This is a genomic window from Streptomyces sp. NPDC058373, assembly GCF_042723275.1.
GTDB lineage: Bacteria > Actinomycetota > Actinomycetes > Streptomycetales > Streptomycetaceae > Streptomyces.
Genome location: NZ_JBHXJE010000038.1, coordinates 41705 through 65863, shown reverse-complemented (window position 1 = coordinate 65863; position 24159 = coordinate 41705). Strand labels below are relative to the sequence as shown.

24 protein-coding genes and 2 pseudogenes are annotated in these 24159 nt (G+C 73.5%); 10 read left to right on the top strand and 16 right to left on the bottom strand.

Going from position 1 to position 24159, the window contains the following annotated elements; all coding sequences use genetic code 11:
* The 6 genes and pseudogenes from ACFWMZ_RS21065 to ACFWMZ_RS21040 form a co-directional block, all read right to left on the bottom strand.
* Positions 1–431 (bottom strand): annotated as a pseudogene (locus ACFWMZ_RS21065) (type VI secretion protein); the annotation flags it as partial.
* Position 432: 1 nt separating this feature from the next.
* A complete protein-coding gene (locus ACFWMZ_RS21060; RefSeq protein ID WP_383180233.1) occupies positions 433–1887 on the bottom strand; it encodes an ATP-binding protein in 1455 nt (484 codons plus the stop codon).
* Positions 1888–1923: 36 nt separating this feature from the next.
* On the bottom strand, positions 1924–3477 hold the full coding sequence (locus ACFWMZ_RS21055; protein WP_383180236.1) for an SCO6880 family protein: 1554 nt from the start codon (positions 3475–3477) through the stop codon (positions 1924–1926).
* A complete protein-coding gene (locus ACFWMZ_RS21050; protein ID WP_383180239.1) occupies positions 3474–4739 on the bottom strand; it encodes a hypothetical protein in 1266 nt (421 codons plus the stop codon). Before ACFWMZ_RS21050 ends, ACFWMZ_RS21055 begins: the two co-directional genes overlap by 4 nt.
* Positions 4740–4773: 34 nt before the next feature.
* Complete coding sequence (locus ACFWMZ_RS21045) at positions 4774–5598, bottom strand: hypothetical protein (RefSeq protein WP_383203362.1); 825 nt, start codon at positions 5596–5598, stop codon at positions 4774–4776.
* A 176-nt stretch (positions 5599–5774) separates the two neighbouring features.
* Entirely contained in the window at positions 5775–6083 is a 309-nt protein-coding gene (locus tag ACFWMZ_RS21040; protein WP_383180407.1) for a hypothetical protein, read from the bottom strand.
* Between the two features lie 459 nt (positions 6084–6542).
* Here ACFWMZ_RS21040 and ACFWMZ_RS21035 point away from each other — a divergent pair, with 459 nt between their 5' ends.
* Positions 6543–7865, top strand: a complete 1323-nt coding sequence (locus tag ACFWMZ_RS21035) for a GNAT family N-acetyltransferase (protein ID WP_383203359.1) — start codon at positions 6543–6545, stop codon at positions 7863–7865.
* 75 nt (positions 7866–7940) lie between these two features.
* Here ACFWMZ_RS21035 and ACFWMZ_RS21030 read toward each other — a convergent pair whose 3' ends face one another.
* Together ACFWMZ_RS21030 and ACFWMZ_RS21025 are read right to left on the bottom strand one after the other, a co-directional pair.
* Entirely contained in the window at positions 7941–8294 is a 354-nt protein-coding gene (locus tag ACFWMZ_RS21030; protein WP_383203357.1) for an alpha/beta fold hydrolase, read from the bottom strand.
* Between the two features lie 157 nt (positions 8295–8451).
* Entirely contained in the window at positions 8452–8625 is a 174-nt protein-coding gene (locus tag ACFWMZ_RS21025) for a hypothetical protein (RefSeq protein ID WP_383180252.1), read from the bottom strand.
* Between the two features lie 704 nt (positions 8626–9329).
* Here ACFWMZ_RS21025 and ACFWMZ_RS21020 point away from each other — a divergent pair.
* On the top strand, positions 9330–9917 hold the full coding sequence (locus ACFWMZ_RS21020; protein ID WP_383180255.1) for a hypothetical protein: 588 nt from the start codon (positions 9330–9332) through the stop codon (positions 9915–9917).
* Between the two features lie 15 nt (positions 9918–9932).
* On the opposite strand, the gene ACFWMZ_RS21015 is transcribed toward ACFWMZ_RS21020, so the two are convergent.
* From ACFWMZ_RS21015 to ACFWMZ_RS21005, 3 genes and pseudogenes are all read right to left on the bottom strand, one after another.
* Positions 9933–11288, bottom strand: a complete 1356-nt coding sequence (locus tag ACFWMZ_RS21015) for a PstS family phosphate ABC transporter substrate-binding protein (RefSeq protein WP_383203355.1) — start codon at positions 11286–11288, stop codon at positions 9933–9935.
* A 106-nt stretch (positions 11289–11394) separates the two neighbouring features.
* A pseudogene (locus ACFWMZ_RS21010) lies at positions 11395–11916 on the bottom strand (helix-turn-helix domain-containing protein); the annotation flags it as partial.
* Positions 11900–12811, bottom strand: coding sequence for an oxidoreductase (locus tag ACFWMZ_RS21005; protein WP_383203352.1), 912 nt, complete (start codon positions 12809–12811; stop codon positions 11900–11902). The pseudogene ACFWMZ_RS21010 and the gene ACFWMZ_RS21005, both read right to left, overlap by 17 nt.
* A 204-nt stretch (positions 12812–13015) precedes the next feature.
* On the opposite strand from ACFWMZ_RS21005, the gene ACFWMZ_RS21000 reads away from it, so the two are divergent.
* Positions 13016–13618 carry a DUF6328 family protein gene (locus tag ACFWMZ_RS21000; protein ID WP_383203370.1) on the top strand — a complete coding sequence of 201 codons (603 nt, stop codon included), beginning with the start codon at positions 13016–13018 and terminating at the stop codon, positions 13616–13618.
* A 164-nt stretch (positions 13619–13782) separates the two neighbouring features.
* On the opposite strand, the gene ACFWMZ_RS20995 is transcribed toward ACFWMZ_RS21000, so the two are convergent.
* From ACFWMZ_RS20995 to ACFWMZ_RS20985, 3 genes are all read right to left on the bottom strand, one after another.
* A complete protein-coding gene (locus tag ACFWMZ_RS20995) occupies positions 13783–14472 on the bottom strand; it encodes a hypothetical protein (protein ID WP_383180267.1) in 690 nt (229 codons plus the stop codon).
* A 118-nt stretch (positions 14473–14590) separates the two neighbouring features.
* Positions 14591–14695, bottom strand: a complete 105-nt coding sequence (locus ACFWMZ_RS20990; RefSeq protein ID WP_383180413.1) for a DUF397 domain-containing protein — start codon at positions 14693–14695, stop codon at positions 14591–14593.
* On the bottom strand, positions 14670–15611 hold the full coding sequence (locus ACFWMZ_RS20985) for a helix-turn-helix domain-containing protein (protein ID WP_383180269.1): 942 nt from the start codon (positions 15609–15611) through the stop codon (positions 14670–14672). Before ACFWMZ_RS20985 ends, ACFWMZ_RS20990 begins: the two co-directional genes overlap by 26 nt.
* 193 nt (positions 15612–15804) lie before the next feature.
* On the opposite strand from ACFWMZ_RS20985, the gene ACFWMZ_RS20980 reads away from it, so the two are divergent.
* The 3 genes from ACFWMZ_RS20980 to ACFWMZ_RS20970 are packed head-to-tail and all read left to right on the top strand — an operon-like array spanning position 15805 to position 17331.
* Positions 15805–15993 carry a hypothetical protein gene (locus ACFWMZ_RS20980; protein WP_383180416.1) on the top strand — a complete coding sequence of 63 codons (189 nt, stop codon included), beginning with the start codon at positions 15805–15807 and terminating at the stop codon, positions 15991–15993.
* A 3-nt stretch (positions 15994–15996) separates the two neighbouring features.
* On the top strand, positions 15997–16947 hold the full coding sequence (locus tag ACFWMZ_RS20975; RefSeq protein ID WP_383203349.1) for an MvdC/MvdD family ATP grasp protein: 951 nt from the start codon (positions 15997–15999) through the stop codon (positions 16945–16947).
* Positions 16948–16992: 45 nt separating this feature from the next.
* A complete protein-coding gene (locus ACFWMZ_RS20970; RefSeq protein ID WP_383180275.1) occupies positions 16993–17331 on the top strand; it encodes a hypothetical protein in 339 nt (112 codons plus the stop codon).
* Here the strand turns inward: ACFWMZ_RS20970 and ACFWMZ_RS20965 are convergent, their stop codons facing one another.
* The gene (locus ACFWMZ_RS20965; protein WP_383203346.1) at positions 17332–19344 is read right to left on the bottom strand and encodes a serine/threonine-protein kinase; all 2013 of its coding nucleotides are present in this window, start codon (positions 19342–19344) and stop codon (positions 17332–17334) included. It lies immediately after the preceding gene.
* A gap of 194 nt (positions 19345–19538) precedes the next feature.
* On the opposite strand from ACFWMZ_RS20965, the gene ACFWMZ_RS20960 reads away from it, so the two are divergent.
* From ACFWMZ_RS20960 to ACFWMZ_RS20945, 4 genes are all read left to right on the top strand, one after another.
* Positions 19539–19697 (top strand): hypothetical protein, encoded by a 159-nt coding sequence (locus ACFWMZ_RS20960; protein WP_383180283.1) that lies wholly within the window; start codon positions 19539–19541, stop codon positions 19695–19697.
* Between the two features lie 148 nt (positions 19698–19845).
* Positions 19846–21240 (top strand): aspartate aminotransferase family protein, encoded by a 1395-nt coding sequence (locus ACFWMZ_RS20955; RefSeq protein WP_383180286.1) that lies wholly within the window; start codon positions 19846–19848, stop codon positions 21238–21240.
* A gap of 319 nt (positions 21241–21559) precedes the next feature.
* A complete protein-coding gene (locus ACFWMZ_RS20950; protein WP_383180289.1) occupies positions 21560–22255 on the top strand; it encodes a GntR family transcriptional regulator in 696 nt (231 codons plus the stop codon).
* A gap of 271 nt (positions 22256–22526) precedes the next feature.
* Positions 22527–23177, top strand: coding sequence for a hypothetical protein (locus tag ACFWMZ_RS20945; protein WP_383180292.1), 651 nt, complete (start codon positions 22527–22529; stop codon positions 23175–23177).
* A gap of 76 nt (positions 23178–23253) precedes the next feature.
* On the opposite strand, the gene ACFWMZ_RS20940 is transcribed toward ACFWMZ_RS20945, so the two are convergent.
* On the bottom strand, positions 23254–24000 hold the full coding sequence (locus ACFWMZ_RS20940) for an SLATT domain-containing protein (protein WP_383180295.1): 747 nt from the start codon (positions 23998–24000) through the stop codon (positions 23254–23256).
* Between the last annotated feature and the right edge of the window lie 159 nt (positions 24001–24159).

Sequence of the window (24159 nt, the reverse complement as noted above, 5' to 3'; positions counted from 1 at the left end):
GTGCTGGAGGAAGGGGTGTCCGTCGGGAGGCCGGTGCGCGAGGCTCGCCGAGCGCTTCTGACGGCTTTGCGGCGGGCGAGGGAGAAGGCGACGGCCAGTGCCAGGGTCAGCGCCAGGAGGAGCTGGCCGATCGCCAGGCCCCAGAACAGCCCCCAGCCGGAGAGCTGGCCGGGTGGGGTGTCGGGCCATGCGGCGGGCAGGTCCTGGGGTGCCGAGAGGAGGGAGCGCAGGGCCGCCGGTGTGCGGGCGAACTGCACTCCCTCCGGCCAGGCGCCGTGGCTGAGCAGGCCCGCGAGGCCCGTCGCCGTCCACACCAGGCAGGCCGAGGCCAGGAGCAGGGCCAGGACGCCGATCAGCAGGCCGTCGGGGATCCCGCGCTGGGCGGGTGCCGCGTCGGCCGAGGAGCCGCGCTCGCGGGGTGCGGCCGCCATGTCAGGCCACCGTGGACGTCGACTCGGGGTAACCGGGGCTGCCCGCGTCGGGGTAGTGGGCCCGTACGTGCTGCTCCATCATGGCCGCTCGCTCCTCGGCCTCCCGTTCGGCGGCGAGGAGTTCCGCGGAGAAGCCCAGGTCGTCCGGATCGGCGGAGGACTCCGTCATGGCGCGGTCGGTGAAGACGAGGGGGCGCTCGGTCTCCGTGATCAGGTGTTTCACGACCTGGACGTTGCCGTTGACGTCCCACACGGCGATGCCCGGTGTCAGCGTCGGGATGATCTCCACCGCCCACCGCGGCAGGCCGAGCACGCGGCCGGTGGCTCTGGCCTCGTCGGCCTTCTGGGCATAGATGGTGCGGGTGGAGGCCATCTTGAGGATGGCGGCGGCCTCCTTGGCGGCGGCGCCGTCCACGACGTCGGAGAGGTGGTGGACAACGGCCACGAAGGAGAGGCCGAGGCGTCGGCCGAACTTCAGGAGCCGCTGGAAGAGCTGCGCCACGAACGGCGAGTTGATGATGTGCCAGGCCTCTTCGACGAGGAAGATGCGCTTCTTCCGGTCAGGGCGGATCCAGGTGTGCTCCAGCCAGACCCCGACGATCGCCATCAGGATCGGCATGGCGATCGAGTTCCGGTCGATGTGGGAGAGGTCGAAGACGATGAGCGGGGCGTCGAGGTCGATGCCGACGGTCGTCGGGCCGTCGAACATGCCCCTCAGGTCACCGTCGACCAGCCGGTCGAGGACGAGGGCCACGTCCAGGCCCCAGGCGCGGACGTCGTCTATGGCGACGTTCATGGCCTCGGCCGACTCGGGCTTCGGGTGGCGGAGCTGGTCGACGATGTCGGTCAGTACCGGCTGGCGGTCGGTGACCGAGTTGGTGACGTACGCGTGGGCGACTTTCAGGGCGAAGCCGGAGCGCTCGTCCAGGCCGTGGCCCATGGCGACCTCGATGATGGTGCGGAGCAGCGCCAGCTGGCCCGTGGTGGTGATCGAGGGGTCGAGCGGGTTGAGGCGGATGCCCATGTCGAGGGCGGCTGTCGGGTCGAGGCGGATGGGGGTTATGCCCAGCTCCTCGGCGATCAGGTTCCACTCGCCGACGCCGTCCTCGCCCTGCGCGTCCAGGACGACGACCTGGCGGTCGCGGAACCGCAGCTGCCGCAGGACGTACGTCTTCTCCAGAGCCGATTTGCCGTTGCCGGACTCGCCGAGGACCAGCCAGTGCGGCGCCGGGAGCTGCTGGCCGTAGAGCTGGAACGGGTCGTAGATGTAGCCCTTGCCGCTGTACACCTCCCGGCCGATGATCACGCCGGAGTCGCCGAGGCCGGGGGCGGCGGTCGGCAGGTACACGGCCTGCGCCTGTCCGGTGGAGGTGCGGACGGGAAGCCGGGTCGTCTCCACCTTGCCGAAGAGGAACGAGGTGAACGTGTCCGTCAGGGCGGTCAGCGGATCGCGCATGGCAGGCCCTCCTTCAGCGGGTCGTGGCGTACGGGGTCAGCGGCGGATGCCGGTGGCGAAGGGCAGGGTGTTGACGAAGGCGCGGTGGTGTTCGCGGTCGCACCACTCCAGCTTCAGGTACGACTTCCCGGCCGAGGCGCGGATGGTGCGCTTGTCCCGGGCGAGGGCTTCCGGGTTGCGGGAGGAGACCGTGATGTAGCCGACGAGGTTGACGCCGGCCGCGCCGCTGGCCAGGTCTTCGCCGCGCTGGTCGAGGCGGGAGTTGGCGGCGGCGTCGCGCGGGTCGACGGTGCGGTTCATCTTGGCCGCGCGGGAGGCGTCCGCCTCGTCGTTGGTCTTCTCCGTCAGCATGCGCTCGATGGCGACTTCGGTCGGTTCGAGGTCCATGGTGACGGCGACCGTGCGGATCACGTCCGGGGTGTGGACGAGAAGGGGAGCGAGGAAGTTGACGCCGACCGGCGTCATCGGCCACTCCTTCACCCACGCGGTGGCGTGGCACCAGGGGGCGCGGGTGCTGGACTCGCGGGTCTTCGCCTTGAGGAAGGTCGGTTCCACCGCGTCGAGCTCGGCCGGCCAGGCGTTGCGCTGGGACATGGCCTGGATGTGGTCGATCGGGTGGTCGGGGTCGTACATGGAGTGGATGAGAGAAGAAAGGCGGCTCTGGCCGAGGGGCTGGCGGACGCGGATGTCCGCCTCCTGGAGGCGCGAGCAGATGTCGGTGAGCTCCCGGGCCATGACCACGGCGAGGCCCGCGTCCCGGTCGAGGCGGCGGGCGCCGGCCTGGCGGCGGGAGGCACGGGCCATCGCGTTGGCCTCGGAAGCCAGCTCCCGGGAGTAGTGCATGCAGGCGACCAGGTAGGCCCGGTGCTGCTCGCTGGAGGTCGAGACCATGGACTGGAGCTGGTCGTAGGAGCCCTGGAGCCAGCCGGGGGCGCGAGGGTCGCCGCGCTGGGCGACGTCCTTGGCGTGGGCGTCGGGGTCGGCCGGGAGGGTGCGGGCCAGCATCTGGATGCGGGTGACGAAGCCGTCGCCGTTGGCGACGTGCTTCAGCAGGGTGCCGAAGCGGTCGACGAGGGCTTCCTGGTCCTCGGAGTCGCGCAGGCCGACGCCCGGGCCCTCGATCTCGATGGCGGCGGTGACGGTCCGCCGGTCGGCGTGGAGCAGGACGGCGATCTCGTCGGGTCCGAAGGGCGCGGCGAGCCAGTTGATGCGGCCGATGCCGGGCGGCGGGCCGACGGCCACCTCGCGGCCGTCGAGGCGGATGCCCGCTTCGGCGACGGAGGAGCGGTAAGCGGTGCCGCGGCGCAGCATCCGCTTGTAGCTGCGGTTGATCTCGAACCACCTGTAGAACGTGCGGCCTTTGTACGGGACGTAGACGGCGGCCAGCGCGATCATCGGCAGGCCGGCGAGGAGGGCGATGCGTACCGAGAGGGCGGGGACCAGGAGCCCGCACATCATGCCGAGGAACGCCCCGAAGACGATGAGGACGATCTCGCCCGTCTCGCGGTTCTTGCCGATGACGGCGTTGGGGCGGGCGCGGCCGATGAGATAGGTACGGCGGGGTGCGATCGAGTGGGACGACGTCGTCAACGCCCGTCACCTCCGGAGCGGGGGGAGCCGGTGGAACTGCCTCGGGGGCCAGCGTGCGGGCTGTTGACCGGGTTGCCCGAGCGGGGAGGGGGCGCGCTGGGGGAGCCACCGCCGGAGGAGCCGCCTCGGGAGGCGTGGGCGGCCATACCGCCGCTCGCCTGGTTGGCGGGGCGGGGCTGGGAGGAGGCGCCGCCGTCGCCGCCGCTCTGGCGGCCGCTGTGCGCCTTGATGCCCTGGGAGACGAGAGCGGCGGGCGAGGACAGAACGGCGGCGGCGCGGCCTTCGGCGCCCTGGGAGAGGCGGTTGTTTCGGGAGGCGGCGATCTCGTCGCCGAAGCCGGGGACGAAGCGGTAGATCATGGCGCTGGCGAAGATGGCGAGGAGGATGATGGCGAGGCCGGAGACGACGGCGGAGAAGGCGTTCGGGCCGTCCTCGGCCGAGAGGGCCCCGGCGAGGCCGAGCACGATCACGATCACCGGCTTCACCAGGATCACGGCGATCATGATGCCCGCCCAGCGGCGGACGTGCTTCCAGAGGTTCTTGTCGACCAGGCCGGCGTAGACGACGGTGCCGAGGAGGGCGCCGACGTAGAGGAGCGCGGCACGGATGACCAGTTCGAGCCAGAGGACTCCGGCGGCGACGATGGAGACGAGGGAGACGACGATCAGCATGATCGGGCCGCCCCCTATGGCGTCCCCCTTCTTCAGCGCCTCGGCGAAGGTGCCGAAGAAGGCGTCGGTCTGGCCGCCGGTGGACTTGGCCAGCACCGCGGTGACGCTGTCGGTCGCGGAGACCACGGTGTAGAGGATCAAGGGGGTGAAGGCGGAGGCGAGCACGGTCAGCCAGAGGAAGCCGATCGCCTCGGAGAGGGCGGTGGACAGGGGCACGCCGCGGACGGCGCGCTTGGCCACGGCGAGGAGCCAGAGCAGCAGGGTCAGGACCGTGGAGGCGGCGAAGACGACGGCGTACTGCTGGAGGAACTTGGGGTTGGTGAAGTCGACGTTGGCGGTGGAGTCGACGGCGGAGGAGAGCTTGTCGACGGTCCAGGCGGCGGCCTGGGCGCAGCCCTTGGCCAAGGAGGCCAAGGGGTCGAGGGTGGAGCCCAGGGGGTCGGGGGTGGAACTGGTGCCGGCTCCGCCGCCTGAGGAGGATCCGGCGCCGCTTTCGCAGTAGTCCCTGGCGGGGCCGTGGATGAGGTCGCAGGGATCGTCTTCGGGCGCGGCGTAAGCGCGGGTGGGGGCAAGCACTGCGGTGGCCGCCATGGCAGCCACGGAGGCCACCCTCCGTGACTTGTGTTCACCTCGCATAGGTCAGCCCCCCATACCCCTCCACGGCCTTGGCGATCTCCTCGGAGGTAGCCGCGCGCTCGTCACTTGGGACAGGCGCGGGGCCCTCCTTCTGGGAGTGGTTGAAGATCTTCCAGTCGCCGTCCACCCAACGCAGTTCCATCGTGATCGTGAACCAGCTGTTGGTCACCGGATTGGTCGACGTTTCTCCGGCCATGCCCAGGAGCCCGGAGCACCACACAGACACGGTCGCCGTGGAGTCCGCGTACTTCGTGTCAGCGGTGCCGATGGGTGTCGTCCTGGACACGAAAGTGAAGCCCTCGGGTGATGTGCCGTCTTCCTTGAGGCCGAGGTTTTGGAGGAAAGACTTCGAGTAGGCCTTGTCCAGCGACTCTCGGAACCGTTGCACTTCGGAGGGGACGATGACGGCCTCAAGGATCTCGCTTCGCCGCGCCTCGTTGAACATCTCCGCCGACCCCAGTGCCACCGCATAGTTGGCTGCCGCGCTTTCCGCGCCCTGTTTTGTGCGGGGGTGGTTGGTGGGGATGCCGGAGGTGGTGGTGTCTACGGGCCTGGTGCCGGTGGGGGCGGTTTCCGAGGGGGCGGGGCCTCGGGCGTCCGAGGGGGTGTCGGGGGAGCCGCCCTGGTTGGCGAAGGCGATGGCGGCGATGAGGAGGACGACCACGCCGACGACGGTGATGAGGCTCCTGGAGGGGCGCATGGAGCGCCGGGTGGTGTCGTAGGCCTCGTCGTCGCCGGGGAGGCGGGTGCGGGTCTGGCCCGCGCCGCCGTACCGCTCGTCGGTGTCGTAGCCCTGTCCGTCTCCCGGGTTCATGCCGCGTACGCCCCCTCGACGTCGACGCAGTGCCGCACCGTTCGGTGGGCTACGTACGACGGTAGTCCTGCTCGTGGCCGCGCGGGCGCGGTGTGGTGACTGGACATCAGGGAGACACGACCTCAGCCGGTGGGCGCGACGGACGGGTGGTGGGGGTGGGGGCGGGGGCCGGGCGGCTAGACGGCCATGCCGTACACGATCGTGAAGAGGCTGCCGAGGGAGCCGATGATGAAGACGCCGGTCAGGCCGGCGATGATCAGGCCCTTGCCCTGTTCCGCGCTGAAGGTGTCGCGCAGCGCCGTCGCCCCGATGCGCTGCTTGGCGGCGCCCCAGATCGCGATGCCCAGGCAGAGCAGGATGGCGATGGCCATGACCACCTGGATCATGGTCTTCGCTTCGTTCCCCAGCTCGCCGAAGGGCCCCCAGTTGGGGGCGATCCCGCCGATGATGGTGGTGATGTCGCCCTTGTCGGCTGCCATAAGCATGTAACTCACCGCCCCTAGTGGGTTGTTCCTCGACCTCTGCCGGTGTGCAGAGGTCACGCCCATTCTCGCCGAGGAGTGTGGTGTTGCGGCACCTCATTGGCGCCAATCCCTGGCCGAGTTTGCGCAGGATCCCGTTTGTGAGCCTCGCCGGTAACGAGGAGCGACGCACGAGGACACGCAATGTCACTCTGTGTATCACGGGAGGTGACGCCGGGCAATGAAGATCGTTGTGGCAAGTGGTTGGAGTGGGGGAGGGCTGACCTGCGGCGGGAGGGATGGAGCAGAGGGCTCCGGTGAGTTCAGGGAGAGGCGGGAGAGGCGCGGGGAGTGAGTGGCTCCGGATTCTTGGAGTGAGGGCGCGTCAGGAGGGGGGTATGAGGCTGTTGGTGGGGGTTCCGTAATGGGGCCGGGGCAGGTTCGGCGGGTGAGTGGGGAGTACGTGTGAGGTACACAAGAGCGATGTCCACGTCAGCGGGGCAGGCCCCGTCCTCCTCGTCCCCGTCCCAGTCCGCGTCTCCGGCATCGTCCTCGTCCCCGTCTCCGCTTCCGGTTCGCAGCGTCACCGAGGACGAGTTCGACTCCTGGGCGCGCATGATCGCCGACACGTACGGCGCGGACCGGTCGGTGGAGGAGTTGGCCGACCAGCGGGCGGCGACCGACCTGGGGCGCACGTGGGCCGTCTTCGACGGTGCGGTGCCCGTGGCCGGAGCCTCGGTCTACCCCCGTGTGCTGACCGTCCCCGGGGGCACGCTGCCGGTGGCCGGAATCGCCTCTGTGGGCGTCGCGCCGACGCACCGGCGCCGGGGGCTGCTCACCGCGATGATGCGTGCCCAGTTGACCGACGCATACGAGCGGAGGCGTGAGCCGGTCGCCGTGCTGCGGCCGTCGGAGGCCGGGATCTACGGGCGGTACGGCTACGGGGCGGCGACGCGCGGGAACCAGCTGCGTGGCGACCGGCGCGCCCTGCGCTTCCGGGCCGGGACGGAGTTCGGGAGCGGGACCGTGCGGCTTCTGGCCGACGCCGAGGCCCGGCCGCGGGTGGAGGCCGTCTACGACCGGGCCCGGGTCGCGACCGTCGGGTGGCCGGACCGGCAGGCGGCCCACTGGGCGGTGCGGCTCGCCGACCATCCGCACCGGCGCGGCGGTGCCACCTCGCTGCGGTACGCGGTGCACGAGGAGGCCGACGGCCGGGCGAGCGGTTACGCGCTCTACCGGCACGGCTCGGCACCGGACGGGGCCGGGGGCGGCCTCGCCGTGGTGGAGGTCGTGGAGCTGGCGGCGCTCTCGCGCCAGGCGTACGCGGCGCTGTGGCGGTTTCTGGCCGGGATCGACCTGGTGAGCTGGATCGCGTACGAAGGGGCGGTGGACGAGATGCTGCCGCAGCTGCTGGAGGACCCCCGGGCCGTCCGGAGCACGCCGGTCGACCGCCTGTGGGTCCGGCTGGTCGACGTGGACCGAGCCCTGGCGGGCCGGGGGTACGCCCTTCCCCTCGACCTGGTCCTGGACGTGCGGGACGCGTTCTGTCCCTGGAACACCGGCCGCCACCGGCTGCGCGCCGACGGCGACACCGCGGTCTGCGAGGCCACGACCGCCCCGGCCGATCTGCGCCTGGGCGCCGAGGAGCTGGGCGCCGTCTTCCTCGGCGGCACCACCCTGGCCGCGCTGGCCGCCGCGGGCCGCGTCGAGGAGCTGCGGCCGGGCGCGCTCGCCCACGCCTCGGCGGCGTTCCGCCAGGACCGCGCGCCTTGGTACCCCGGGGGCTGGGCCTTCCCCCTCTACTGAGCGGGTTCTGTCCTCGGCCCGTAGGAGCAGGGCGGGGGCCCGGCCGACGTGCCCGGGCGTCGGAGAAGTTGCCGGTCAGCTGGGTCTCGGCCGTCTGTCGCAGGGCCGCCCGTGACGGGGCGCGGCGGGGCCGGCGGTGACGTCCAGGACCGGCTGGGTCGCGGGTGGCTGGTTTCGTACGGTCACGTCGGCGACGACGAGGGCCGGGACCAGGTCGGGGTGGCGTATGGCGAGGAGGAAGGCGCCGGCGCCGCCCATCGAGTGGCCGAGGGCGGCTGCGAGGGACGGGGCGGTGTGGAGCAGGGCGGCGGCGTCGGCGACGTCCTCCTGCGGAGCGAAGGTGGCGGCGGCGTTGTCGGGGAGGCCGTGGCCGCGCTGGGTCGGGGTGATCACGCGGTAGCGGCCGATGAGGGCGGCGGGGAGGGGCACATGGACGCAGCCCCGGCCGAAGTGGCCGTGTGGCCGTGTAGGGCGAGGAGTACGGGCCCGGGCCGCCGAAGGCGAGGCAGGGGAGGCGGCGGCCCTAGGGCGTACGGAGCGGGGCCGGCGGATGGTGGCGCCGGGGTAGCGGGCCTGTTCGGGCTGCTCAGTCCCTGGACGGCTCCTCCGCCACGATGGCCTTGCGCAGCTCCAGCAGGGCGGTCAGGGCCTCGCTGTACATGCGGAGGCTCTTTTCGCTGTGGGTGTCCATCGCGGTCCTGACCTCCTTGAAGGCGTGGGCGATCGCGTCGTCGACGGTCTTCCTGTCGATGCCGTTCATGCGGGTGGTTCCCCCTGTCGGTGAGCTGCCCGCGGGTGCGGGCGGCGGGATCGGTGGACGAGGCTACCGGGTGGGGCCGGGCGCTCCCAGGCTCTGCCCGGCCTCCTCACGCCCACCCGCCCGCTCGTCTCCGGCCGCCTGTCGCAGAGCTGACGTCGCCGCACCCCGGCTCCAAGGGCCACCCTCCCCGTCCGCCGCGGCCAGGCGTACCGCCTCACCGAGGACGGGCCCGGCGGGTACGAGCTGGCCCCGTCCCGGTGCCGTACCGACGACGGGCTCGGGGCCCGCGCGGCCTCGTCAGCACCGTCAACTCCGTTCTGCACGGCAGCCGCACGCTGGTCAACACCGCCCGGCCGCCGTCACCCGCCAGGCTCACTCTGATCAAGGACGACACGCCGACGGCACCGGGCAGAACCCCGGAGGGGTCACCCGCAGCCATCGAGGCCGCCCCCTGCCGCCGACCACACCGTCGACACGCCGCCGGGCAGGACGTGACCTGCACCGCCACCCACCCCCACCGCAAGCCGCCCCCCCCGACACCGCACCCGACCCCCGACCCGCGCCCGGATCCGGCCGGTGCTCCGCGTCCGCCGGAGCGGCCAGGGGCGAGCTCTGATGCGCCCGGCGGGCGCGGTAGGAGGGACCGCGCAGGCCCTCCCGCCGCCCGGCGGACGCTGCCGGCGCGGTCCCCTACCCTTCCCCGCATGAGCAACGACAGCGGCAGCGACAGCAGCGAACACGGGACCGACACGGGCGGCCCCCTCACCGACAACGCCACCTGGCAGGCGCTCCAGGCCACCCCGCTCGACGAGGTCCGGCGGCGCGCCGCGCTCGTCGCCGCCGAGGCCGACATCGAGCCCGCCACGGTGGACGGCGCCGAACGCCTCGCCTGGAACGACGGCGGCGGCCAGTCCACCGTCTGGTACTTCCCCGCCGACGGCCGCGCCCTCCTGCTGACCTTCGACCACGAGGGCGCCCTCAACCTCTACGCCGAGGAGGACTACGCCCTCCAGCTCTCCCTCTACGACGGCGTCCCCGACGACCTCGTCGCCCTGGTCCGCGACCGCCCCGAGAACTACGAGTCGCTCAACCTCACCGACCCGGACACCGGCGCCACGGTCCACTACGCCGGTGGCATCTTCTGGTTCGACGGCACGAGCTGGCACGTCGCGGACGGCCTGGCGGCCTACTGCGAACAGGAGAAGATCGAGCTGAACGGCGAGGCGGGCTTCACCTACTGCCTCGCCCCGTACCACTTCGGCGAGGAGTTCCCGGGGCCCGGCACCAGCTGAGGGCGGGGTCCGCGGTCAGTCCGCGGCCCCGCACACCCGCAGCCCCTCCGGCGTCCCGCACGGCAGATGCCCGTGGGCCCGCACCACGTCCTGCCCGGGCCCGCGCGTCGCGAAGGCCAGGAAGCCGGCCGCCAGCGAGTCCGCCGGGGGCCGCCCGTAGGTGTAGGCGTACTCGATCTCCCGGTACGGGTACGCGTCGTGCCCCGCCCCGTCCAGCGAGGGCTGCCGTCCGTCCAGGCCGAGTCGGCGGACGCCCTCCAGGGTGCGGGTGGCGCGCAGTTCGCTGTAGCCGAGGGCGCCCGGGGTGCGGGCCACCGCCGCGATGACCTGCTCGGTGGTGTCCAGCTCGCAGCGGACCAGGGGCGCCTTCGGGTTGTCCTTGCGTGAGCAGTCCCGCGAGGAGGCCGAGGGCTCGAACGCCCCGTCCAGCAGCCGGCGTTGCAGGGCGTCCCGGGTGCCGGAGGCCGCGCCCCGGCCCACCAGCACGATCGGCAGGGAGCGCTCGGCGCCGAGCTGGCGCCAGTCGGTCACCTCGCCCGCGTAGATCCGCCGTACGTCGGCCAGGGCCAGGTTCCGCACGGGGACGTCCTCGTGGGCGAGGAGCGTGAAGACGGAGACGGCGAGCCGTGTCCCGGCCAGGCGCCCGGCGGGGTCGCCCCCGTCCGCGATCTCCTGCCCCTCCGGAGCGGGCCCGTCCGAGAGCGCCACCAGCGCCGGGGCCCCGTCCTTCGCCGACGCCCCGCGCTCGGCCAGCTCCCGCAGGCCGGTCGTGCTCCCGTGCGCCGCCACCGTGATCCGCGAGCCGGGGCACTGCTCCATGTACGCCCCGGCCAGCTCCTTCGCCACCGGCGCGAACGCCGTCGAGCCCGTCACCTCCAGCGTGCCCGTCGCGCACCCCATCGGCGGGGGCGTCTGCCCGCCGGTCACGATGAGCCCCGCCAGCAGGGCGATCCCGACGAGGAAGGCCATGGAGGTCAGCCGGGCCGGTCTGCTGAACACCGGAGGCTTCTCGTCCGGGGTCAGCGACTCGTTGGGGTGCACGTCGCCGTCCTGCACGCCGCCGCTGACGGTCACCTTCGAGCCGACGGTGCCGCCGCTGAGCAGCACCAGGAGCTTGAAGTACTCGCCCTTGTTGAGCGGCACGCGCGGGATCCGCAGGCTCGACCCCTCGTACTCCAGGCCGTGGGCCGGGGTGAAGTGGGACATCAGCGCGCCGCTGCCCGGGCCGACGGTCACCGCGACGCCGTGCACCTGACGCCCGTCGAAGGTCGCCGTCATGCCGTGCAGTCCGCCCGAGGTGTAGTCCCCGGCGGAGACGGAGAGCGCCCCGTCGTTCTCGATCCGCAGCAGGACGACGCTGGCCTCGTCCATCCCGTCCGCCTCGTCGAAGAGGCCGAGGCGCGTGTTGCCGCCGCCCGTCCAGTCGCGGGTCGTCCGGATACCGCCCGGCCTCCATCCGCAGGTACGCGACGCACTCCCTGGCCACCCGGTCCCAGTCGGCGTACCGGGAGCGCACCTCCGGGTCGAGGAAGGCGAGGCGTACGTGGTTGCGCCGCTCGGGCGGTACGCGGCCGAAGTCGGTGAAGAGGGCGGCGCCCAGAGTGTTCCAGGCGAGTACGTCCATCCGGCGGCCGAGGACGAGCGCCGGGACGCCCGCCACGCTGTCGAGGAGCAGGCGGGTCGCCGGGGAGACGGGCCGCACGGGGGCCTCGCCCGCCGCACGGCCCGTCCCGGCGGTCGTCACACTCCGCAGCAGGTACGCCTCCTCGTCGGGCCGCAGCCGCAGCGCGTGCGCCAGCGCCACCAGCACCGCCCGCGACGCGCCCGCCACCCGGCCCTGCTCCAGCCGCACCACGTAGTCCACGCTGACCCCGGCCAGGTCGGCGACCTCCTCGCGCCTGAGCCCCGGCACCCGGCGCCGCCCGTACACCGGGATCCCGGCCTCCGCCGGAGGGAGGCCGTCCCGGCAGGCACGGAGGAAATCACCCAGTTCGGTCATGGGCGGGAGCCCAGGCGGTGGCTGCGGACGGGACAGGGGAGGGCCCGGCGGGCCAGTTCCCGGCCTCGTCGTGGTCGGTCGACAGGGCCAGCTCCCGCCACGCCTCGGCCTCCTGCCGCACGGACGCCAGCTTCCGCTCCAGCTCGGCCAGGCAGTCGCTGCCGAGCTGCGCCCGCAGCGGCGGGGCCTCGGCGTCGGCGAGGGTCAGCACGGCGGCCGCGCCCTTGACCGGGTCACCGGGCTGGGCGTGGTTCATCCCCGGCACGGCCTGGCGGACGGCTCCGGCGGTCGGGGCGTAGTCGGCGATGAGCCGGTCCTCGGTGCGCAGGCTGCCCGCGTCGAGGAAGTCGGTGCGGAAGTACCCCGGTTCGACGAGGGTCACGTGGACGCCGAGCGGCGCCAGCTCCTCCCGCATCGCCTCGGAGATCCCCTCCACCGCGAACTTGGTCGAGCAGTAGATCCCGAACCCGCTGGAACTGGCGAAGCCGCCGAGCGAACTGAGATTGAGGACACGGCCGGACCGCTGCCGCCGCATCACCGGGAGGACGGCGCGGCTGACGTTGAGCAGCCCGAAGACGTTGGTGTCGTACAGGGACCGGACGGCGGCGTCCGACGACTCCTCGACCGCGCCGAGGAGCCCGCGCCCCGCGTTGTTGACCAGCACGTCGATCCGGCCGAAGGCGTCGACAGCGGCGGTTACAGCGGTCCGGGCCGCCTCCTCGTCGGTGACGTCGAGTGGCAGGGCGAGCAGGCGGTCGGGGCGGTGGGGCAGGGCCGCCTCCACGGCCTCGGGCTTACGGGCGGTGGCGACGACGGCGTCGCCGCGCAGCAGGGCCTGCCGCGCGATCTCCAGGCCGAAGCCGCGGGAGGCGCCGGTGATGAACCAGGTGTGCATGGGGACTCCGGAAGGGGTGGGGACGGGTCCCGTTCATGCTGGGCTCGGCGGCGGGGCGTAACCAGGGAAGGAAGTTCCCAGGGTGCGCGGGACCGGGACCGGGAGGGGAGCACGCCGGCCGACTTCTGGCCACCACCCCACCCCACCTGCATGTTCCTCCGAAAAGGGGGCAAGCGGACGTACCTGACGACGGAGGGCGCCGCCATGACCATGATCGACTCATCCACCCGCCCGGACGGGCCCGCCCCCTGCCCCTCCTGCGCCTGCGGCCACGGCGCCGCAGCGGAGCAGAAGGCGGAGGAGCGGCCGGAGGAGCGGCCGGAATCCGCCCGCGAACGGGTCAACCGCAAGTGGAACGAGGTCCTGCAGGAGACCCGGGTCGCCCAGACCGGCGTGTCGATCCTCTTCGGCTTCCTGCTGAGCGTCGCCTTCACCTCCCTCTTCCGCGACCTCGACGTCCTCGACCACGTCATCTACGTCGTGACCGTGGTCCTCGCCGCCTCCGCGACCGCCTCCCTCATCGCCCCCGTCTCCATCCACCGCTTCCTCTCCGGCCTCCGCATGAAGGATGAGATCGTCGACGCCGCCGGCCGCCTCATGGCCTGCGGCATGGTCCTGCTGGCCCTGACCATCTGCGGCGCCCTGCTGCTGATACTGCGGGTCGCGGTGCCCTCGCTGCTCGCGGAGGTGCTGGTGGGCGGCGTGATGCTGTGGTTCGGACTGTGCTGGTACGTCCTGCCGTTGGTGATCCGGCGGCGGGCCGGGCGGCGGGGGGAGGGGCGGACAGCGGATCCGACCACGGACTGATCGGCCGGTGTCGACTACCGCCTCACCGAACCGGGACCGGCCCTGCGCGAGACGACCCACCGGGTGCGCGGGTGGACGCGGCGGTACCTCGGGCACATCGAGGGGGCGCGGAGCCGGTTCGAGGTAGGAGCGGCGTCGCCGCGTGCCCGCTCCCGGGCCCGTCCTCAGCCCAGCAGCCCCAGCGCGTCCAGGGACGCCCCGGACGCCCACTGCTGCAACTGCCGCCCGTCGACCAGGTGGTCCCCGCCCGGCCGGGAGGCCCACTGCACTTCCTCGGGGCTGTAGGTGCCCCGGCTGACGACCACGCGGATGACCCGGTCGTCGGCGGGGCCGCCCGGCTCGCGCAGGGTGGCGGGGCCGCCGGGGGGCTCCTCGGCGGCGGGGCCCTCCTCGACCGGGCGAAACGATACGTCGAGGCGCCGGTCGCGGCGGTCGCGGGCGTACAGGCGGGGACGGCCGTCGTCCGGCATGGGCAGGACGTGCCAGCCGTCGCGCCGCAGCATGCGCTCGGCGGCCACCGCCAGGCTGTGGTCGTCCAGGACCGCCAGTTCGGCCGGGGTGTAGCGGCCGCCGCGTCGGCGGACCACCGCGCGCCGCCAGGGGACCCCCACCGCGGTGACGGCCGCGAGCAGGACGGCGCCCAGCAGCAGGGCGCCGAGGCCGTGGGTGCCGTACAGCCAGGCGAGGCCCACGACCGGGCCGGCGGTGACGAGGACCATGCCGGCGAAGCCCGGGAGGACGTCCCGGAGTTCGGGCCCGGCGCGTCCCTGAGCCCGTAGCTCGGCGACCGTGCGACGGCGCTGGGAGCGGCGCGAGGTGGGTGCGGACAGGCCGTCAGGCCGCTGCTCCGTCATAACCGACTCCCCCTCACCCGCCGTGCGCCGCCGTCCGCGAGCGAGTCTTCCCGCCCCGCACCCACCCTCGCACGCGGCCGTCCCTCATCCGGTCCCCGGGGTCCGGGCGGACGGCGCGCTACGTCCTGGTCACGCCCAGGAAAACCCGCCAGGCGCGGTCCGAGACGCGCACCGTGCCCCGCCCCGGGTCCTTGCTGTCACGTATCGGGACCAGGCCGGGCAGGTCGTCGCGGACCTCGACGCAGTCCCCACCCTGCGTGTTGCTGTAGCTGCTCTTGCGCCACGGACCGGCGACGCCGTCGGGAGACGCGAGTGACACCGTAGGAGCCCTCCAACACGTTGCGGATCATGGCTGCGGACGCATGGGGTGAGAGCGCCTGGGCGTGAAGCTGATCGAATGCTAGCCCGTAGCCCGCGGCCGCCTCAGGGTCGTCGACCAGCTCGCCGGAGTGGGAACTCTCCAGGTAGGCCACGTCGGGGCGGCGGTCGAAGCTCAGGACGGTGACCGAGCCGCCGAGCGCCGGGTGCACGCCCGCGGAGAAGGGCAGCACCTGGAGCGACACCCTTTCGGTCTCCTGCATGTGGAGCAGGTAGGTCAACTGCTCCCGCATCACCTCCGGCGGCCCGATCGGCCTGCGCAGCACGGCCTCGTCGAGGATCGCCCAGAAGTACGGCGGCGACTCCCCGGTGAGCAGCAGCCGCCGCTCCAGCCGTGCGCGCACCAGGCTCTCCAGGGCGCCGCCCACGCTGGGGCGGGCCGCGGTCAGCAGGGTGCGGACGTAACTCTCGGTCTGCAGGAGGCCCGGGACGGTGGCGGCCATGTACTTGCGCATCCGGGTCGCACGCAGTTCGTAGCGCATGAAGGCCCGCGACCAGTCGGGGTACGGGGTGCGCTCGATGTGGGCCCAGAGTGCGAGGAGTTCGCCGTCGGCGTCGAGTGCCTGGTCGAGGAGTTGGCAGACCGTCTGGCTGGGGGTCTCGCGGCCGAGTTCCATCTGGGCGAGGCGGCCCTGCGAGGTCGCGCCCTTGGCGGCCAGCTCCGTCTGGGTCCAGCCCTTCGCTCTCCGCAGCTTGCGGATGCGCGCGCCGAGGAGGGCGGCGAGCGAGGCGGTGGGGTCCACGGACTTCGGCGCTGGCATCTGCCCCCCGGTCTGGGTAATCAGGAACGCGATTGATTACCGGATTGTCCCTACTTTCGCCACGCTCTGGGCACAAGTTCTCTTGACCGGAAGTCCGGTCGGCGGGCGCTTGGACACGCGTCCGCGGCGCCACCCGCACACCCCCGCCCGTGACCCGACAGAGGCCAGACGCCGAGGAGAGTGCACGATGACGATGACGCCCTTCGCCCTCCAGTACGCCCGCCCGCAGGCCGGCGAGCCGGTGGCGCCCTACGCCTTCGACGAGGCCCAGCAGGTCAATCTCCTCGCCGGCGGCGGGTACGCGGCCGAGGACGCCGCGCTCCTCGCGCGGCTCGGCAGCACCGCGTCCACGGCCGGGAGCAAGACCCACTGGGACGACTGAGCGATGACGGTCCTCGTTCTGACCTGCGAGGAGGACGTCACCGCCGACGCGGTCGTGCTCCAGTTGCGGCGCCGCGGCGTCCCGGTCCTCCGGCTCGACCCGGAGGACTTCCCCGGCAGGATCGACCTCGCCGTCCGCGTCACGGCGGACGGCGAGGTCACCGGCCACCTGTCCACCCCCACCGGGCGCGTCGCGCTCGCCGACATCCGCTCGGTCTGGGTGCGCCGCCCCGGCGCCCCGGGCCGCCACGTCACCTCGGGACAGCGCGAATGGGTTGCCCTGGAGTGCGCACGCGCTCTCTACGGCGCCCTGCGCGCCACCGGCGCGCGCTGGATGAACGACCTCGACGCCTTGGAGCGCTCCCGCCACAAACTCTGGCAACTGGCCACCGCCGCCCGCGCCGGACTCCGCGTGCCGGAGACCCTCGTCACCACCGAGGCCGACGAGGCGACCCGCTTCCAGAAGGCGTACGCGGACGTCGGGACCGGCCTCGTCGTCAAGTCGGTGTCCGGCCGTCACCCGCTGAATCCGCCGCTCACCCTGCCCACGGCGGCCGTCCCGCCGGACGCCGACTTCACCTCCGTCGCGGCCTGCGCCACCTGCCTCCAGCAGCGCGTTCCCAAGCGGACGGACCTGCGGCTGACCGTCGTCGGCGACCGCCTCTTCCCGGCGTACGTCACCCCGCGCACCGCCACCCTCGACTGGCGTTTCCTTCCCGCGGACGCCAGCGAATGGGTGGCGGGCGAAGTGGACGGAGCGCTGCGCGCGGCCGTACGCAGATATCTGGACGCGGCCCAACTCGCTTACGCAGCAATGGACTTCGCGATCGACTCGGACGGCACCCCGTGGTTCCTGGAGGCCAACGCGGGCGGTCAGTTCCTCTTCGCCGAGATCGAGACGGGTATGCCCATGGCGGAGGCGATAGCCGCCTGGCTGGCAATCCGACGGGAGTGAGTGATGGCGGGACGACTGCCCGACGACCGCGAGTACCCTGCGCCCATGGGTTACTTCGACGACCTGTCCCCCGAGCGGACGTGGACGCCCCGCGACTGCACCCTGTGCTGGGACTCGTCCCGCCCCCTCGCCCTCATGTTCCCGGTCAAGTCCGTCCACTTCTGGCGGGTCACCGACGAGCAGGGCACCAAGCAGAAGCTCCGTCACGAATCGCAGCAGTGGTTCGCCTGCGACCGCTGCAAGGAGTACGTGGTCGAGCACCGCTGGGACGACCTGGCCGTCGAACTGGGCCTGCCCGAGGGGTTCTTCGAGCCGCTGGCGGAAGCCTGCCTGAACACCGGGTGGAGCTACCGCAAGGCCGGCCGCGCCGGGGAGCCCGCCTGATCAGCCCACCTTCGTGTAGGTGAGGGCCTCGCCCGTCGCGTCGTTGACACGGGTCATGCGGCCGTCGCCGTGCAGGGTGAGGGTGGTGGACTCGCCCGCGCTGCACGAGGTCATCGGCTCGCCGACCACGACCCGGGACGGGCCGATCCGCAGCGGGCCGCGGGAGCCCGGCTCCGCGCTCAGGCCGGCCTGGAAGACGCAGCGGTAGGAGCTGGCGCTGCCCTTGAGGGGGCCGGTCGCGGTGAGCGAGAGGACGGTGTCGCCGACCTCGCCCTGCTGGAGGGTGAGCCGGCGGTCGTCGGAGGTGCCGATGGTGGTGGTCCAGGTGCCCAGGAAGGAGGCGGGAATGGTGTCCCCGTCGCCCTCGTCGTCGCCCGGGTCGGCGGAAGGCGACTGCTCCACCGGCGTCGGGGCGCCCGGGGCCCCGGAGCCGCCGGGGTCGGCGGAGGCGGTGGGGGAGGGCCGCTTCGGATCGCCCGCCAGGTCGTCGCCGCCGTCCTCGCGGAGGAAGGCGTAGACACCGGCGCCCGCGCCGAGGGCGACGATCAGGGCCACGACCAGGAGCAGGACCGTCGGACTCCGGTCACGCGCCGGAGCGGGTACGGGCGCGGGGAGCGGGGCCGGGCCGTACGGCGGAGTCGGGGCCAGCCCCGGGTGCTGGTGGGACTGCGGGTAGCCGTACGCCGGGTGCGGGTGGCCGTAGGCGTGCGCCGGGGGAGCGGGGGCCGCCTGCGGCGGGGCGGGCTGGGCGTGGGGCTGGGATGCCTGCGGCTGGGCGGTGGGCTGCGGCGGGGGCGGTGGGGTCGTGCCGACGATGACCGTGGGGAGGTGGTTGACGCCGCCGGGCGGGGGCGCGCCGGGGGTGCCGGGGGCGGGAGGAGCGGGGGTACTCGGCGTGCCGGCCGGTGGCTGGGCGGCGGCGGGGCCGGCCGGGGTTTCCGGCGTGGGAGGCGTCGCCGGGGCGGCGGGCGTTCCCGAGGTTGCGGGCGCACCGGGCGTCGCGGGCGTACCGGGCGTCACAGGTGTACCGGCGGCGTCCGCCCCGGCGGCTCCAGCGGTGGCGGCCGCGCCCGCCCCGCCCGCGGCGGCCCCCTCCGGGTCCTCGCGGTCGAGCAGGCGGACCGCGTGGCGGCCCAGTTGGGCGACGAGGCCGCCGGGGAGCCAGGGGTCGAGGGCCTTGCCGTCGCTGACGGTGTCGTCGGCGCCGGTCAGGGCGAGGAGGCGGTCCAGGGCCGGGCGTGCCTCGGGGTCCTTGGTGAGGCAGGCGCCGATGAGGTCCTGGAGGTTCTCGGGGACCGCTTCGAGGTCGGGCGGCTCCTGGGCGATGCGGTACATCAGGGCGTGGACGCCGCTGTTGGCCGTGCCGAAGGGGAGGGCGCCGGTCGCCGCGTAGGCGAGGACCGAGCCGAGGCAGAAGATGTCGGCGGCCGGGGTGACGCGGTCGCCGCGCACCTGCTCGGGCGCCATGAAGCCCGGCGAGCCGACGACGGCGCCGGTGCGGGTCAGGGCGGCGTCGGCGGTGGTCTCCAGGGCGCGGGCGATGCCGAAGTCGATGACGCGCGGGCCGTCGATGGTGACGAGGACGTTGGACGGCTTGAGGTCGCGGTGGATGAGGCCCACGGCGTGGATGTCCTTGAGGGCGTGGGCGAGGCCCGCGGCCAGGATGCGGACGGAGCGCTCGGGGAGCGGGCCGTGGTGCGAGGCGACCACCGACTGGAGCGAGGGCCCGGCGACGTATCCGGTGGCCAGCCACGGCACCTCGGCCTCGGTGTCGGCGTCGAGGACGGGTGCCGTCCAGGCGCCGCCGACCCGCCGCGCGGCGGCGACCTCCTTGCGGAACCGGTCGCGGAACTCGGCCTGTTCGGCCAGTTCGCGGCGGACCAGTTTCACCGCGACGGTGCGCCCGCGCTCCGAGCGGGCCAGGTAGACCTGGCCCATGCCGCCCGCGCCGAGGCGGGCCTGGAGGCGGTACGCCCCTATGTGCTGCGGGTCCCCAGGACCGAGTTGTTCCATCGCGGCGCCGCCCTCCCCCGTGACACGCGTCAGCCACTGGTCGCGAGGATAGTCGGGGAGCGTACGCCCGCGCCCCGGACGGCCACCCTTCGTGTCCGGACCGGAACGAAAGGCGGCCGTCCGGGGCGGGGCGGCAGGTCTGCGGGCTCCGCTGGGGAGCGCCCGGCCTGCGCCACCTCCTCGCGTACCACCTGATGCGGTGCGAGATGTACGAGTCCGCCCTGCCGGTGTTCCGCGCGATCGGGCCCTGGTGCGGGGCCGAGCCCTGGCGCAAGGGGGGCCAGGACCCGGCGGACGCCTTCGACGAGGCGCGGACGACGGCCGCGCTCAAGGTGGCCCGGGCACGCGGCTGAGTCCCGGCCGGCCGGGGCGGGCCGGGGCGAGCACCACTGCCCCGGCCGACCCCGGCCCGCACCACCCGACAACCTGTCGCCCCCTTCTCCTGGCACCAGACACACCGCCCATTGCTCCGACCGCGCTCCCCGCTCTTAGCCTGTGGGCATGACCCCTCAGCCCAGCCAGCACGGCTCCCCCCTCCCGGGGCTCCCCGAGCCCGACCCGCAGACCGGTGCCGCCGTCAAGGCCGCCGACCGGGCCCATGTGTTCCACTCCTGGTCCGCGCAGGACCTGATCGACCCGCTCGCCGTGGCCGGCGCTCAGGGGTCGTACTTCTGGGACTACGAAGGCAACCGCTTCCTCGACTTCTCCAGCGGCCTGGTCTTCACCAACATCGGCTACCAGCACCCCAAGGTGGTCGCGGCCATCCAGGAGCAGGCCGCCGAACTGACCACCTTCGCCCCGGCCTTCGCCATCGAGGCGCGCTCCGAGGCGGCCCGGCTGATCGCGGGGCGGACCCCGGGCGACCTCGACAAGATCTTCTTCACCAACGGCGGAGCCGAGGCCGTCGAGAACGCCGTGCGGATGGCCCGCGTCCACACCGGCCGCACCAAGGTGCTGAGCGCCTACCGCTCGTACCACGGCTCCACCGCCGCCGCGATCAACCTCACCGGCGACCCGCGCCGCTGGGCCTCCGACAACGGCAGCGCGGGAGTGGTCCGCTTCTGGGCGCCGTTCCTCTACCGCACTCCGTTCTACGCGGAGAACCAGGCGCAGGAGTGCGAGCGCGCCCTCGCGCACCTGGAGTCGACCATCGCCTACGAGGGCCCCCAGGCCATCGCCGCGATCATCCTGGAGACCATCCCCGGCACCGCGGGCATCATGACGCCGCCGCCCGGCTACCTCCAGGGTGTCCGCGAGATCTGTGACCGGTACGGGATCGTCTTCATCCTGGACGAGGTCATGGCCGGGTTCGGCCGCACCGGCAAGTGGTTCGCCGCCGACCACTACGACGTGGTGCCCGACCTGCTGACCTTCGCCAAGGGTGTCAACTCCGGGTACGTGCCGCTCGGCGGCGTCGCCATCAGCGGCAAGATCGCCGAGACCTTCGCCAAGCGCCCCTACCCGGGCGGCCTCACCTACTCCGGGCATCCGCTGGCCTGCGCCGCCGCCGTCGCCACGCTCACCGTCATGGAGGAGGAAGGCATCGTCGAGAACGCCGCCCGCCTCGGTGCCGAGGTGGTCGAGCCGGAGCTGCGCCGCCTCGCGGAGCGCCACCCGAGCGTCGGCGAGGTCCGGGGTGTCGGCATGTTCTGGGCGCTCGACCTGGTCAAGGACGGTGAGACGCGCGAGCCCCTGGTGCCGTACAACGCCACTGGTGAGGCCAACGCGCCGATGGCCGCCTTCGGCGCCGCCGCCAAGAAGCGCGGGCTCTGGCCGTTCATCAACATGAACCGGACCCACGTGGTCCCGCCGTGCAACGTCACGGAGGAGGAGCTGAAGGAGGGCTTCGCCGCCCTGGACGAGGCGCTGGCGGTCGCGGACGAGCACACGCTCTGACGGTCTGCGCGTCTCCACGGCGCTCGGCTCGACGGTCCGGCTCCGGACGGGCGAGGCCGTTTCGCGGAGGGTGAGCGATGTTCCACGTGAAACATCGCTCACCCTCCGTGGTTTCACGTGAAACATCGCTCAGGCGCCAGGGGGCCTGCCCGTCGCCGGTGCGAGGGTGTCCGCCGCCCCGGCCGGCCCCTCCCGCACCGCACGCGCGGCGCTCCCCGTGCCCGCAGCGCGTAGGCTGACGTGCTCATACCGATGCGCGGACCCGCATCGGACCGGTCCGGGAACGGGCCGCGCGACCGTCACCGGGAAGGACAGGCAGATGTGCGCGACGCGCGAGAGCAGCGCCCACGCCGTCACCCGCTCCACGCTGCGCCAGCAGCTCGCCGGTGCCCTGCGTGACGAGGTCCTCGCCGGACGGCTCCACCCCGGCCAGGAGTTCACCGTCAAGGAGATCGCCGAGCAGTACGGGGTCTCCGCCACCCCGGTCCGCGAGGCGCTGGTCGACCTCTCCGCGCAAGGGCTCCTCGACTCCGTGCAGCACCGGGGCTTCCGCGTCCACGAGTTCTCGGTCTCCGACTACCGGGCCATGATCGAGGCCCGGGGGCTGATCGCCGACGCCATGTTCAGCGGCCTCGGCCACCACACCCCCGCCGGGGAGACCGGCCGCTACCTCGCCGTGCGGCGCCGGGGCGAGGAGGCCGCCCGGGCCGCCTCCGCCGGGGACCTCAACGTCCTCATCGGCTACGACCTGCGGTTCTGGCAGGAACTCTGCGCCCTCTTCGGCAACCCCTACCTCTCCGACTTCGCCTACCGCCTGCGCCTGCAGTCCTGGGTCTGCTCCGTCCCCCACCTGCGCCGCCAGGCCGATCTGCGCGGCCGCCTGTGGACCGGCCACGGCGCCCTGATCGACGCCCTCGCCCACCAGTGCTACCCCGAGGCGCAGGCCATCATCGCGGCCTACAACGCCGATTCGCTCGCCCTCATCGAGGAACTGGCCGGGCCCGACGCCCGCTGAACGCGACCGCGGCGGGCATACGGAGGGCGGGGCCGGGCGCCGCGCGGGCGCGGGCGCCGGTCCCGCCGCCGCGAAGGCCGTACCGTCCGGACCCAGACGGCCCGGTTCCGCCGTACCCTTCCCGGACGGCACCCGTAGCCGCGCCGACGCCCGCCCCCGTCCCGGCCCCCCGCCCGCGCCCCCCCCGCACTCCCACCCGCGACCCCCGCGACCCCGCCCCGCCCCACTACGCTTCCCGTGGTGATCCCAACGGCGACCGAGGAGAGTTCTGTTGGCCTGTGACCTGTGGCTGGTCCCCCTTGTCGATGTGCTGTGCCACGCCCCCGACAACCCGTTCGCCGAGGAACTCGCCCTCTACGACGCCGCGCTGGGCGCCGCCGGACTGCCCTCCGTGCCGGTCTACTCCTACATGCCCGGCCTCTCCGGCGACGTCGCCCCCGCCGCCGGGTTCGACTACGAGGCCCTGCACTTCCTGCGCCGCGCCTACCTGCTCCAGGTCTGCGGCCTGGAGGTGACCCCGGTCGACGAACTGGGCGGTGACTACGAGCAGTTGCTGGAGATGTTCGAGGCGACCGCGCAGCGCTCCCACCTGGTCTGGCACTACGACCACGCGGGCGCCTACGTCCCCGTCGACTTCCCCGAGCCGCTGGCCAACGACGAGCTGCTCGCCGGGGGCGGCCCGCTCGGCTCCTCGCACGGTCTGCTGCGGGACCTGGAGTACGTCGCCCCGTCCATCGGCATCGATCCGGCCAACCCCCCGGCCGCCCCGGCGCCGCCGCAGGGCCCCACCGAACTGGAGGAGCCCGCCGCGCCCGCCCCGCTGGACGACAGCCCCTTCGCCCGCGAACGCCACGTCTGGCTCGGCCTGCACGCGGCCGTCACCAAGAGCCTCGGACAGGGCTCGATGATCGTCTTCAGCTGAGCCGGTCCGGCCGGGGTGCTCCGCCCGCGGGGCGCCCGGCCGACCCGGCGCCGGACGGCCGGTCCGGGGCAGGAGGTCAGCGCGCGTCCGGTGGCCGCTGGCGCGGCATGTTCGGCCGGGTCCCCGGCAGCAGGGCCGGGCGGATCCCCTGCGCGGGCAGGTCGGCCCGGGCCGGGAGTCCGCCCGAGGCGCGGGCGGCGAGCGGCGCCGGGCCGGTCCGGAACTCCACCATCCAGTCCGCCGTCTCGGTCCTGACCAGGTCGTTCAGGTCGTCCGAGAAGCGGCGCAGCACACCCAGGCACCGGTCCGCGGCCTCGGCGGCGGTGCCGTCGGTGGGGCCCAGCACCTCCCGCACGCACTCCGACGCCCAGTCGAACTGGAGCGCCTGCAGCCGCTGCTGCACCGCCTGCGCGGTCGCCATGTCCCGCATCCACCCCGAGGTCAGCCCGAGATACCGGTCGAGCGCCACGCAGGCCGCCGCCAGCAGCACCGCCAGGCAGGCCCACGGCGAGGCACCGGGCAGGGCACCGGTGAGGTCGAGGAGGGGCAGGGCGGCCCCGGTCGCCGCGCCCAGCGCCGTCCCGGCGCGCAGCAGGCGGGCGCCGCGGCGCTTGCGGGCGCGGTCGGCGAGGTACCAGTCGGCGGTCGACAGGGCCGACTCCTCGACCCACTCGTACAACTCGGTGAGGCGCTCGGCCGGCTGGCCCCAGTCGCCCAGCGGGAACGGGCGTCCGGCGAGGTCGGCGGGGTGCCGTGGGCGGCGGCGTTCCCGGGGGCGGGCGTCGTCGGGCGGGCCCTCGGGCTGCTCCTTGGGCTGGCTCACCAGGCACTCCCTCTCGGCGTCGCTGTGCGGGGCCGTCGTCGGCGGACCGTGCGCGCGGCGGCGGGGCGTGGCGGACGGCCGTACGGGATGGTACTGAGCCGCGGGCACGTTGCGTGCGCGTTCGCGTGCTTTCCGTGACGGCCGGTGGTGGTGGGTGGT